This is a genomic window from Bacteroides stercorirosoris (genome assembly GCF_900142015.1).
Classification (GTDB): Bacteria; Bacteroidota; Bacteroidia; order Bacteroidales; family Bacteroidaceae; genus Bacteroides; species Bacteroides stercorirosoris.
In genome coordinates this window covers 142,762-156,245 of the sequence record NZ_FQZN01000003.1, presented here as the reverse complement: position 1 = coordinate 156,245, position 13,484 = coordinate 142,762, and the positions used below count along the sequence as shown (strand labels likewise).

Sequence of the window (13,484 nt, the reverse complement as noted above, 5' to 3'; positions counted from 1 at the left end):
CCATAATAAGGTAACGACTGAATAGGGATGAAGTAATGACTGAATGGGAATGAGGTAACGACTGAATAGGGTTAAAGTAACGGCTGTTTCTCAAGGAAACCTCCCTTGTAAACAACTTTATACAATGCTGAAAAATAGTCGTCAAATCATCATTTCCATCAACCCCAATGCTTTTTATTCTTTTTTGCGTATATTTGCTGTGCTGAAACGAATATATAAAAACAAATGTCCCATACAGTGAAAAACATTTTAAGATATATCCTCCTGTTATTCTTGCTGTTTGGCTTCTTGCCGGGCTATTCCCACTCCTATGTTTTCCGGGGATTATCCGTCACCGAAGGGCTGTCCGACCTGGTGGTCAACGCATTGTATAAGGATTCCATCGGTTACGTTTGGATAGGCACCGGAAATTCCCTGGAACGTTTTGACGGCACTTACCTGAAACATTTCCTCATCACCGGAGCCAACGAAAAAATAAAGCGGGTGAATGCCATAGCTGAAACCGCAGGAAATCAGATATGGATGGGCAACGGCATGGGTCTCTGGCGAGTGAACAATGAAAAAGACATACTGGAACCCATTGCCGCAGAAACTTTGCGATATGGCGTCCGCAGCCTGTTGCCCGACAGCCGAGGTGCCCTCTACATCGGCAGCGAAGCGGGCCTCTTCATCTACGAGAACGGAAATCTGGAACAAATACTGATAGACCCTAATGTCCTTTCCGCATCCAACATCGTCACAGGCCTGAGTCTCGGCGAAGCCAACACCTTGTGGATGGCCACCAACGGCGGACTCTATGCCCTGTCGCTGACCGACAGGAAAATCACCCCTTATCACTACATTGTAGAAGACAAGCATATCTGTTCCTACAACAATGTCACCCGCATCGGCACCATGCTCTACCTGGGCACCATGGGGCAAGGCATCATCTGTTTCAATACCCGGACTCACCAATTCAGTCACTTCATCGACGTAGGGTGCAATGTCATATCTTCCCTGTCCAGCGACGGAGAAGATGTTTTGTATATAGGCACCGACGGAAACGGAGTACATTTCGTCTCCACCCGGAAGATGAAGCCTATACGCTCTTTCCGCCACGAACCGGGGCAGGATGAAAGTATCCGCTCAAACTCCGTATATTCCCTGTTGGTGGACCGCGACGGGCTCATCTGGATAGGCTTCTATCAGTTGGGACTGGACTACAGCCTATATCAAAGCGGGCTTTTCTCCACTTACAGTTATCCGCCTCATTTCGACTCAAAAGATATGCCCGTCCGCAGCATAGCGATTACGGAAAATGAAAAGCTGATAGGCTCCCGCGACGGTTTATTCTATATCAATGAGGACAAAGGGATTTTCAAGAATTTCAAGACGCCCGAACTGCGTTCCAGCATGATATTCTGCATCTATAAGTTCCAGGATAAATATTACATCGGGACATACGGCGGCGGCATGTATATATTCAATCCTTCCGACCAGAGCATCCATGACTTTGAACCGGACGAGTCACAGCCCTTCATGCGTGGACAAATCTTCTGCATCAAGTCCGACAGCAAGGATAATCTATGGATAGGTACGTCCATGGGGCTATATTGCTATAAGGACGGAAAGCAAGTGAAGCACTACACCAGCTCCAACTCCAAACTGCCGGAAGGCAACGTCTACGAAATATGCTTCGACTCTACCCGTAAAGGATGGATATGTACCGAAAACGGCATGTGCATCTGGGACCCTTCATCCGAAAGTCTGAAAACCGATGTTTTCCCGGAAGGCTTCATACATAAAGAGAAAATCAGAGTGATATACGAAGACTCCGGGCACGACCTCTACTTCTTGCCGGATAAAGGCAGCATGTTCATTTCCGACCTTTCCATGAGCCGTTTCAGGAGATTGCAGCCCCACACACTGCTGGAGGGCAAGGACGGCATGTTCATATTGGAAGATGAAGAACATTGGCTCTGGATAGGCACCAACAATGGGCTGTACCGGTATGATAAGAAAGAAACCTTTATCCCTTACAACTTTATAGACGGCATCCCCAGTTCCATCTTCACCCTGTGCCCGCCCATACAGGACAAAAAAGGCATCCTCTGGATGGGAAATTCAAAAGGATTGATCTGCATGGACTTCAAACAAAACAACCGGATGAAAAGCTATAATTATCCGCCGGTAATCACTGATATCTATGTCAATGGCAAAAAGTCCGTCCGCCCCGTAACCGGAAACAACGGAATGCCGGAAATAGAGCTTGAGTCCTCTCAAAACAACCTGACTTTTTATTTCTCGGGCTTCACTTATACCGAACCCGCATACATGACGTATGAATACAAACTGGAAGGAGAAGACGGCGAATGGCAGATTCTCACCGGAAAATCGGATATCACTTACTACGACCTTCCGGCTGGAAAGTATGTATTCAAAATCCGCCATATAGGAAATCCCGACTCGATGGCGTGCATAGCCGTTCAAATCCCCTACCCGATAGAAACATGGAGCATCATAGCCATTGCTATAGCCGCCGCTTTCCTGGGCTATGTCTATTTCCAACGGAAGAGGAAAGAGAAACAGGCAAAAGCCGTTCAGCCCCAAGCCCTGGTACGCGAAGAGACCAAGGAAATCGAGAAGCAGGAGAAAACCGCGGAAGCCAAATACAAGACCAATAAAATCAGTTCCGAAGAGTGCAAGCACCTGACTGAGAAACTGGAAGCACTGATGCTCCGCGAGAAGCCTTACACCAATCCGGAACTTAAAATAGCCGACCTGGCAACCATGCTCGGCCGCTCGGCTCACACCCTGTCTTACCTGTTCAATCAACACCTGAACCAGAATTACTACGATTACATCAACGATTATCGTATTGAAGAATTCAAGCGCCTCATCAATGAAGACGAGTATTCCAAATATACTCTGAGTGCCCTTGCCGAATTATGCGGCTTCAGTTCACGCGCCTCCTTCTTCCGGTATTTCAAGAAAGCTACGGGCATCACTCCCAATGAGTATATCCGGAGCATCGGAAAGAATAACGAATAAGTCACTAATTAAAGTACATTGAATGTTTTTTAGCAATTATCTTTCAATATATTGAAAGATAATTGCTATTTTTATTGCAGTAAACTAAGGAATCATGGAAAAAAGAGTCATCAAAAGCTTGATAATGGAGAAGCAACATGAGATTCCGCAAATGGAACTCATGCCCAGAAAAATAAGAATATAATGCCAGTCAATCGGGCAATGGCACATCTTCATCACACGTCTGGAGCTATGATAAAGTAACTGTCACCACTTACAAACAAAATGACACCAAACAACGCGGTGACTTCAAATGCTGGAATCCGAATACCTGGTTACATGCCGGCAATTATCCTATCTTCGCTATCCGTATGCAGGATGTGAAAGACCTGCACCCGGGAGTAACTGCACGCAACATTACCCTCGACGCCTCCGGTTCCTGCGATGGTACTACCTTCAGCGGTGGTCTGGATGGCAACAATAACAAATGGCTGCACGATTATAAATGCAGTGACGGCAGTCATGTTTTCATATATAGCCTTACAGAACAAAAATGGGCTAATGGCGGTATTTTACCAACGACTTCAGTAGCAACATTCGCCACTATCCAGTTCAAGTATGCTGATATTGGCACCCTGACCGAACAAGTTACTTATGATGTATATTGGATACAAACATTCAAGAATCTCGGAGATTTACAAAAGTATATTACAGCAGAAGGATTAACTTATGAAGTTATCAAATAAAAAATGAATATGAAAAGTAGAATATTAACCATAACAAGTCTTGCACTGCTTCTGGCAGTGCAGACTTCCTGTCGTGAAAATAAATTCGGAGAGGTAGACTTAACATTGCCCGACGAAGAAGAAATCTATACTCCGGTAGCGGCACAATATACCTATACTCATCCTTGTGCTATGTTCAACCAGGCCGATTTCGACCGGGTAAAAGCAAGCCTGAACAATGGGAATGCCCCGCAGGCAGTAAAAGATGAATTTACATTACTAAAGAACAGCAGGTACACTGCCATCCCCTACACTCCCACTCCTTTGGAGTACATTGTGCGTGGCGACGGAACAGGCATCACTCCTGATGGCAAAGAAAAATATCAGGAAGCAATGAACGATGCCGCCGCAGCTTATCAAATGGCATTACTATGGAAACTAACCGGTGACATCAAGTATGCTGACAACTCTATCAAGGTTATGAACGAATGGGCCAAAAACTGTAAAGGTATCAAATCCAATGATGCCAACCAAATGCTAGCTGCCGGAGCCCAAGGCTATACATTCGCTAACGCTGCCGAAATTATGCAAACTTATGAAGGATGGGCAGCTAAAGATTTGGCCCTATTCAAAGAATGGATAACAGAAGTCTTTGCAAAAAAGAATAAAGAGTTCATGGACAAACATGCCAACCAATGCGACGATCACTACTGGTCGAACTGGGATCTCGTGAACATGTGCTCCTACCTGTCCATCGGAATTCTGACTGAAAATAACGACATGGTCAATTTTGTAGTAAACTACTTCTACGATGGTGTGGGGAATGGTTGTATCAAAAAGTTAGTGCAAGGCACCTTCTCCGACCCATTAGGAACAGGTGAAGAAATCAGCCAGAACCAGGAAAGCGGACGCGACCAGGGACACGCCATGATGTCTGTTGCTGTTACTGCCAACCTGTGCCAGATGGCCTACACGCTATATCAGGTCAACCCATCCGTTCCCGAACTTGACTTCTTTGCAGCCAATGGCAACGAAGTTATGAAGATGGGCGAATATACTGCTCTCTTTAACCTTCGTGACGGATCCGACCAACTTAATTCCAGTGGTGACTGGTTGGTTACTCCAGAGAAAATGCCATTCAACGAATATAAATATTGCATAGATTGCAGTTGCAGTAACAAAACGCATGGCGCTACCCATACGTCTGTTGCTAATGACAACGGTCGCGGCAAACTTCGTCCGGGATGGGAGATTTTTTACAACCACTACTCGAAAATAAAAAAGCTGGGCAGTGGTTATAAATATGCAGAACAAGCAGCCAAGAAAATGCGCCCCGAGGGTGGTGTGGATGGCAATAGCCGTTATGGTACCAACAGCGGTGCTTTCGACCAACTGGGTTGGGGAACGCTGATGATGTATCGTGAATAAAAAAAGGGCTTGACCATCAAATTGTGTTAATGAGATTCCATAAGATAGGAGAATAAAAATACAACTTCTCTATTTCTTATAGAATCTCATTATATATTTTCATTCAAGTAATACTAAAAGACGACATTTTTTCCTAAATTTGCATAGTACAAAGAAAGAAAACGCTTATGTCTTTAGGAAAACACATATTAGTTCTCGTAATACTTTTTATAAGGGTATTCAATATCTTTGCTTCCAGTAGCGATTATATTATTTACTCTATAGGAAACGAAGAAACAAACTGCAAATTTGAAGACAACCGTGTCAATTGTATTTATAAAGATTCAGACGGGTTCATATGGATTGGTACAGGCGGCAGTGTGGAACGGATAAACGGGAAGTACACCTCAATCTATCACTTCGCGGGGCTTCAAGAAAGCAACACGCCCTCTCCCTTTCTGGTCAATGCACTGATAGAAAACCGCAAGCACGATTTTTGGGCAGGTAACATCCAGGGACTTTTCCGCATGAACCACGAAAAACATACATTGGAACGGGTCTTTACCGAAGAAATAAATTTCTCCGTCCAGTCATTGGAGAAAGATGAAGAAAACAGACTTTATATAGGAACAGTAAACGGCCTCTATATCTACGACGGAAAACAGCTCCGCCACATCATCATTGACGAGAAAAACATGCTTTCCGCCAACAACCGTATTCTGGATATTGCCGTACGGAACCACAATTCTGTCTGGCTACTGACCTCCAACGGAGTGGTGATCTGCGATGCCAAGTCCGGAGCGCTCAAACAGTATAAATGCACCCTGCCTTCATGTGGACAGTTGAAATGCCTTGTGAGAGTAGACGAAATGCTATATATCGGTACAGAAAAAGGGGGCATCATAACCTTCGACTTACTTCAACAACGCTTTACTCCTTATTGGAATGAGGTAAAAATCCCCATATCAAGACTTGCTTACGAAAAAGGAATACTGGGAGTTGCCACCAACGGACAGGGAATTTATTTGCTGTCATTGCCTGAAGGGAAAACCGTTTATTCCGCCACTTGCGGCACAGAAAGCGGACAAGACCTTTTGTCAAATGTCATTTCCTCTATCTTAATCTCTCAAGGCGACGTGTGGTGCGGAACCGGCTATTATCTTGGGATGAATATTTTGAGAAAGAAAAACGAATCTTTCCAACACTACGACAAGGGAATTTTTAAGACTAAAAGCATTGCGATACGCAGTTGCCTGCCTACCCGGGAGTATGACTTCATCGGCACACGCGAAGGGTTCTACTACCTTCACAAAGAAAGCGGCAAGATGCACTACGTCAATGTGCGCAAAGACAAAAGCGGATTGTTGCGCTCCAACCTGATATTTTCTTTCCACGAATACGAAGGAGGCCTATTAGTCGGAACTTGCGGAGGTGGTCTGTCCGCTTTCAGTCCCCAAACCGGTACGTTCAAAGAAACTCCTCTGACACGCGCATGCATATCGAACGATATCTTCATGTTCCTGGAAGATGAAAACGGAAAATTATGGTTGTCTACCTCTGACGGGCTCTATTCGTATGACAAGCAGACTCAGATGGTGCAGGAATACAATGCCTCCAACAGCGGCATGCCAGGCAATATCGTATATGGCATCTATATAGATTCAGCTAAGCGCTTCTGGGTGGGCACAGATAAGGGGTTGGCCATATTCGACCGACAAACAGGAAAGTGTGACCAAAGCATATTGCCTGAAGTCTATCGCAAAGAAGCAATCCGCTATATTTATGAAGGAAGAGACGGGACGCTTTTCTTTTGCCAGCTTAACAACCGCCTGCTGGTAGCCAACAAAACATTAAATCACTTTCATTACCTCTCGCCCATTTGCCCCAACCTCACACAAGACGATCAGGGATTCTACTGGTTGGGACAATGGGATGGACTGCTGCGGATTGACGAAGAACTGAAAAGCTATACTTTCTTTCCCTCTATCAATGGCATAAATACCAATGCCGGACCACCGATTTTAAAAGACAAAGACGGCATGTTGTGGGTATGTGGCATGAAAGGACTGTTCACGGTAAATCCTCAAGCGGACTTCCCCCCTTCACCTGTGCAAATCACAGAAATGTGCATCAACGGCAAACCTTATGCCGACGACTATAAGTTGAAAGCCGACTCCATCCTTTATCTGAAGGCGAACGAGAATACCGTAACTTTCCGGTTCGCCTCCCTGGGATATGAAAAACAGGAACTCATCAAGTATGAGTACATGCTACAAGGTAAAGACTCCACATGGATTGTGTTATCCAACGACGACAAGGTATCCTACTTCGACTTGCCGTCAGGGAAATACACTTTTCAGGTCCGAAAGTTCCTGAACTCCGACTCCATGGCCCGGGTTTCATTTACAATCGGGTCCAATCGTTCATGGGTATATTATATCGGTATTACACTCATCATCGTAATAGCTATCTCCTTATTTGTCTTCCAGAAAAAGAAGGTGATAGCGTCGGTATCTTCCCATACTACTCCTCTGCTTTCCGATGATAAACAGCCGAAGATTCCTCAGCCGAAAAATGTTCTACCGGGCGCTATGCCGGATATAAAAGTTGCCGACCAACCGGTAGAAAGCTACGTCAAACTGAGCGAAAAAGAAGCGGCCGAAGTGATTGATGCATTAAAGAAGTATATGCAGGAGCAGCAAGCCTACCTGAATGTAGACTTGAAACAGTCTGAAGTTGCAGTCGCCATCGGCTACCCCACCTATCTTCTTTCCGCCATTTTCACCCATTACCTTAAAATGGGCTACTATGACTTTGTCAACAGTTACCGTGTGGAACGTTTCAAGCAGTCGGTCAGCGAAGGCAAACACAAGAAGTACACCCTGGTAACACTGGCTGAAAAATGCGGATTCAAATCAAAAGCATCATTTTTCCGCGCTTTCAAAAAGTTTACAGGCAGCACTCCCAACGAATATATTCAGCAATTCGACAAAGAATAGCTTTCCGTCCACTCAGACAGCGGTATCACTCATTTGTGATACCGCCATATCTCACTGATAATCAACAACATTATACATACATTGTATCTTTCATAAGTTTGATACACCTTCCACCTGTTTTTCATTCTTCATCTACTGGTTGTTACCTATTTTTGCATTGAACTTCTTGACAAAGAGAAGCGCAATTAACAGCAATTTGTACAACCAAAAATCGAAAGCATGGAAGACTTAAAGCCGAAATCCTCTTGCCTCATTACCGATTCTTATAAAAAGTACTACCCATTTGTATGTGCTTATATTAATACAAGAATCAATAATCAGGAAACAGCCAAAGACTTATCTCAGGATGTATTCCTGCGTCTGATGGATTACAAGCAAATGCTTCGCCCCGATACCGTGAAATACTTCATTTTCACCATCGCCCGTAATCTGTTGAATGATTACCTGCGTCGTTATTATAAAAAGCAGGAAATCACCTCTTATATATATGACCATACCATAACCTATACAAACGAGACAGAAAGCCTGATTATAGCAAAAGAGCTTTCGCTCTTAGAGAAACACAAGCTTTCTACGCTCTCCGACCAACGTAAGAAGGTCTACACTATGAATCGCTTTGAGAATAAATCCATCGCTGAGATTTCCACAGCGCTCAGCATATCTCTCCGCACGGTCGAAAACCATCTTTTTACAAGCCGTAAGGAAATACGTAATTACATCAAACAGTGCATCTAATAATTAGATTTACAATAATAACGTTAATTTTAAATTAAGAATTTATGAAGAAAGATTCGTTAAGTTCTCCGTTGAAGAAAGTCTTGCTTTCTACGGTATTTTTTTCTTTTCTATCTGTCATTTCCAGTTCATGTGGAGATGACATAGAAGGGAAAGTGTCAATTAATGATAAGGCACCCGACAAAGTCACCAACGTGACTACAGCCGCCGGTCCGGGTGAAGTTTACCTTACATGGACCAACCCGGAAAATTCCAGTTTCATGTATACTAAAATAGAGTATACAAATTCAAAAGGGGAAAAGTCGTATACTATGGTTTCTAAAGACAGAGCAAATGAGAGCCGTGTTGCTACAGCCACTATCAAAGGATTTGCAGACACCCAGCCCAAGTCTTTTTCATTGTTTGCATGTTCTGTAAGAGGTAATAATAAAGGTGCTGTAGAAGTATCGCAAGCGCCTGACAGCCCGGCCTTTTTGGAAGTAGTTAAGACCATCAGCCTTGAACCTGTACTTGGCGGCGTGTTAGTGAACTACGAAAACAAATTTAACAATAGTGTTCTGATAGCACTGAAATATTATGAAGTAAATAATGAAAGCAAAGCAGGCTCCATCAAATTCGAAGCTCCGGGCAATTCGAAGGGTCCAAAGCTCGTGATGCTTGCTGACAGTAACAACGAATTTCTTAGTGGTGAATGTGTCATCCTTGCCAGTGCTGAAGATGAATATGAAAACGCATCAGATGCGAAAGAGCTAAAAGTGACTCCTATTCTGGCAGCAAAGATAGACCGTAGCAACTGGTCGTTCCCGGAATATAAAGAAGATTCCAGTGAGGGTACTATAGGTTACAGTTCACAGGAAGCTATCGGCGAAAGCGACAAAGACGGTTTAAAAAACGGGCGTGTGGTTTCTATGATAGATGGCAGCCTGAATACTTATTGGCATGCTTCCTGGAAGACTCCTGCAACCAATTATCCTCACTGGTTCATACTTGACATGGGCAAAGAAATTACCGTAGCGAGCATTGAGTTGACACGCCGTCAAAACGACGCCAGAGGTCAGAAAGGCCAAAAAATTTACACTTGTAGCGAAGCTGGTGCAACAGATGTGAAAAATCCCGATAGCTGGAATTGGGTTGACCACGGTTCATTCGCTTTTGACCCCAATATAAATACTCCGCAATCATGCGGTTTGCCAACAACGCCTAAAGCAAGATATATTAAAATTTATTTCGGAACAGAACATAAAGGAACCGGTTCACAGGCAATGCTTGCAGACCTGAATGTATATGGTGCCGAATAATAAATCCTAATACTAATAAGAAAAATATTTATATCATGAGAAAGAGAATTATATTTGCGGCCGCTTTCTGCCTGACAATATTATCTCCCGCATATAACGTCAATGCGGCAGTGGAAGTTACGCAAGAAGTAAAACAAGCCGGACAAACCATACACGGTACAGTAGTAGACAAAGAAGGCGAACCCATTATCGGTGCAAATGTCACCGTAAAGGGCAGTACTGCCAACGGAACCATAACTGATATTAATGGTAACTTTACTTTAAACAACGCCAAAGGTACATTGGTTATTTCCTTCATCGGTTACAAAACACATGAAGTTTCCATCAGCGGAAAGACTACCATACACGTCACACTACAAGAAGATTCCGAGTTATTGGACGAAGTAGTAGTTACCGGTTACGGTTCACAGAAAAAAGCGTCTCTAACCAGCGCCATCTCTCAGATCAAAGGTGATGAAGCGTTCAAGGACCGTGTGATAAGTAACCCTACGGTGGCCTTGCAAGGTGCCGTACCGGGACTGACCGTAACGCGTTCCTCAAGCCGCCCTGGTAGCGAAGGAGCCTCACTGAAAATACGAGGTGACGTTTCTGTCAACAACACGTCTCCATTAATACTTATTGACGGTGTAGCCGGTTCTGTAGATGAACTGAACAACATGGATGGCAATGACATTGAAAACATCTCCGTATTGAAAGACGCTTCTGCTGCTATTTATGGTGCACGTTCGGCAGCGGGCGTAGTGTTGGTTACCACCAAACGCGGGAAAAAAGGGAAGGCGCAAATCTCTTATAACGGATCGTTTAGTACAACAATCGATGGTATCCAAACACCACTTACCACCAACGCTCAATTTTTGGACATGTTTTACGAAGCGCAAGTAAACGACTGGTCGGTTACACAGCCCGGAATGACAATCGCAGAAATGGAAGCTCAGGATGGTTTCTGGTGGATATTCGGTAGCGTATTGTCCGGAAATGACATCGAAACCGGTGTTAGCTATAAAAACCGGAAACTTTTTGACGCATTGCGTAATGGTGAAACATTAACACTGAATAACAGTGGTAAGATACTCCGTTATGAACCGGGCAATTACTTTATGGATGCCATGTACGGTTCTGCTTTCTCTCACAAGCATTCGTTCAGCGTTTCCGGTGCCGATGAAAAGTTCGCATATCGTGCATCTTTAGGGTATGCCGATAGTCAATCGCAATTAAAAATAGCGGATGATGGTGAAACCAAATACAGCGGACGTTTGAATATGGATTATCAGGCAACCAAGATGTTTAAGATAGAAACCGGTATGTCTTACGAAAAACGCGATATCACCACTCCGAAAACAGATGTCGGAGCTGGTTATTACGATCCTTGGTTCTGGCCTTACTACAACAAAGATGGACAATTCTATGATACGTTCGGCTATAGAAACTATGTAGGTGGTATCGTAGGAGGCGGACAAGTAAAAACCGGGTGGACTACATTCCGAGCCACTGCAAAAGCTTCATTGGATCTCTCCAAATACGTTGACGGTCTTGTAGTATCCGGAACAGGCGCTTATAAACTTGTACAGCAAAATGTGCAAAGCGTTGGCAAAGCGATAAAATACTATGATTGGGAAGGCCATTTACAAAACACCCGAAACGCTCCCGGCGGTCTGAGTGAAGAAATGAAAAAATGGGAAAGTAGAACGTATGGTGCATTTATTGACTACAACCATACATTCAATAGCGCACACAGCGTATCAGCCATGTTAGGTATGACTGCTGAGGAAGAAAACTATAAAAGAATTTTTGCAGAACGCAATATGGGACCGTTATATGAAGGTTCCGACCTGACAGATCTTGATGTTTACATTTCCAGTTCAAGCAATAAAGCCGATGGAGGTCAAAGTTCATGGGGATTTCTCTCTTATGTTACCCGTTTGCGCTATGGCTATATGGACAAATATTTGGTTGACTTTCTGGGACGTCGCGACGGCTCATCCAAATTACACCCCAGCCAACGCTGGAAAAACTTCTACTCCATTTCTGGAGCCTGGGTTATTTCTCAAGAAAAGTTCATGGAAGGTATCAATTGGCTCGATTTTCTGAAAGTACGTTATAACTATGGTAAAACAGGTAGTGTAACTGGTATTGACAATTACGAACAATACGCTCTGATCAAATCCGGTACGGCATATTTTGGTAATGGCGCTTTAACTTCCCAGCCATCTATGTGGGTTGACGGAATGCGCTCTGCTTCACGCACCTGGGAAACCATCGACAGCCACAATTTCGGTTTAGACTTCACCCTCTTGAATAATAGATTATCAGGTACTCTCGAATTATTCCAGAAAGAAAACAACGGTATGTTCATTAGCGTCACCTACCCGTCTATATTGGGAACAGGTGCTCCAAAATCAAATAATGGTAAATTCCGTACGCGTGGTTGGGAACTTGAATTGAACTGGCGAGATAAAATCGGTCAGGTAGCCTATCATCTAGGCGGTTCTTTATCCGATGCTTCATCAAAAGTGGTTCGCCTGGAAAATAATGAGAACCAGCCTGATCCCGGAACAAACAAGAATCGTCTGATTGGAAAACCTAGAAATGCAATCTATGTATACCAAACCGATGGTGTCTTCCAAAACCAAGAAGAGGTAGACGCTTACTATGAAATGTATTATTGGAATGCAGACAAATCAGGACCGAAATCAGGGAATATTCTCCCTACTCCATTGGCCAAAAGTACCAACACTTTACGTCCGGGCGCACGCAAAGTAGTTGACGCTAACGGTGACGGCGCTGTCACAAGAGAAGACTTGATTTATGCCGGCGACGCAGATCCGCACCTCGTATTCGGCTTAAAAGCCGGTTTGGAATGGAATGGTATCGATTTCCAGGCTTTCTTCCAAGGTGTAGGAAAGCAGAGAGTATTAAGAACAGGTAGTATTTATGCTCCATGGGTAGTAAACTATGTAATGCAAAACACCACTTTTATGGGTAAAATGTGGTCTGAAGACAATCCGACCAACGAATATACAATTGCTTCGCGTGACTCCGGTTTCAATAGATGGAACTACGAAAACAAAGATGTCAGTGTGCAAAATTCCACATACATCCGTTTGAAGTCACTGGTACTTGGCTATACACTTCCGAAGACATGGACCCAAAAAGCCGCATTAAGTAAAGTGAGAATCTATTTTTCTGGTGAAGACCTCTGGGAATGGACCAAAATCAAAGACGGTTATGACCCTGAACATGGTGAAGCCTCCAACAGTACCTTCCCATTCAGCCGTTTACTGTCATTCGGTGTAGACATTACATTCTAAATC

At 43.9% G+C, this 13,484-nt stretch carries 6 protein-coding genes and 1 pseudogene; all 7 read left to right on the top strand.

Annotated features, from left to right (window positions below):
* The first annotated feature begins 225 nt into the window (after positions 1–225).
* The 7 genes and pseudogenes from BUC01_RS03650 to BUC01_RS03620 all read left to right on the top strand — a co-directional run bounded on the left by BUC01_RS03650 (position 226) and on the right by BUC01_RS03620 (position 13,481).
* Positions 226–3,030 (top strand): ligand-binding sensor domain-containing protein, encoded by a 2,805-nt coding sequence (locus BUC01_RS03650; protein WP_073312744.1) that lies wholly within the window; start codon positions 226–228, stop codon positions 3,028–3,030.
* Positions 3,031–3,248: 218 nt separating this feature from the next.
* Positions 3,249–3,755, top strand: a pseudogene (locus BUC01_RS03645) (DUF4979 domain-containing protein); the annotation flags it as partial.
* Between the two features lie 9 nt (positions 3,756–3,764).
* Complete coding sequence (locus tag BUC01_RS03640; protein WP_025832803.1) at positions 3,765–5,162, top strand: alginate lyase family protein; 1,398 nt, start codon at positions 3,765–3,767, stop codon at positions 5,160–5,162.
* A gap of 167 nt (positions 5,163–5,329) precedes the next feature.
* On the top strand, positions 5,330–8,140 hold the full coding sequence (locus BUC01_RS03635; RefSeq protein ID WP_073312743.1) for a two-component regulator propeller domain-containing protein: 2,811 nt from the start codon (positions 5,330–5,332) through the stop codon (positions 8,138–8,140).
* Between the two features lie 219 nt (positions 8,141–8,359).
* The gene (locus tag BUC01_RS03630; protein ID WP_025832800.1) at positions 8,360–8,875 is read left to right on the top strand and encodes a sigma-70 family RNA polymerase sigma factor; all 516 of its coding nucleotides are present in this window, start codon (positions 8,360–8,362) and stop codon (positions 8,873–8,875) included.
* A gap of 44 nt (positions 8,876–8,919) precedes the next feature.
* On the top strand, positions 8,920–10,173 hold the full coding sequence (locus BUC01_RS03625) for a DUF4959 domain-containing protein (RefSeq protein WP_025832799.1): 1,254 nt from the start codon (positions 8,920–8,922) through the stop codon (positions 10,171–10,173).
* A gap of 35 nt (positions 10,174–10,208) precedes the next feature.
* Positions 10,209–13,481, top strand: a complete 3,273-nt coding sequence (locus tag BUC01_RS03620; protein WP_025832797.1) for a SusC/RagA family TonB-linked outer membrane protein — start codon at positions 10,209–10,211, stop codon at positions 13,479–13,481.
* The last annotated feature ends 3 nt before the right edge of the window (positions 13,482–13,484 follow it).

Excerpts from the sequence above, each read along its gene's own strand:
- BUC01_RS03630 (WP_025832800.1), top strand. The coding sequence starts at position 8,360 with ATGGAAGACTTAAAGCCGAAATCCTCTTGCCTCATTACCGATTCTTAT.
- BUC01_RS03620 (WP_025832797.1), top strand. The coding sequence starts at position 10,209 with ATGAGAAAGAGAATTATATTTGCGGCCGCTTTCTGCCTGACAATATTA.
- BUC01_RS03650 (WP_073312744.1), top strand. The coding sequence starts at position 226 with ATGTCCCATACAGTGAAAAACATTTTAAGATATATCCTCCTGTTATTC.
- BUC01_RS03625 (WP_025832799.1), top strand. The coding sequence starts at position 8,920 with ATGAAGAAAGATTCGTTAAGTTCTCCGTTGAAGAAAGTCTTGCTTTCT.
- BUC01_RS03640 (WP_025832803.1), top strand. The coding sequence starts at position 3,765 with ATGAAAAGTAGAATATTAACCATAACAAGTCTTGCACTGCTTCTGGCA.
- BUC01_RS03635 (WP_073312743.1), top strand. The coding sequence starts at position 5,330 with ATGTCTTTAGGAAAACACATATTAGTTCTCGTAATACTTTTTATAAGG.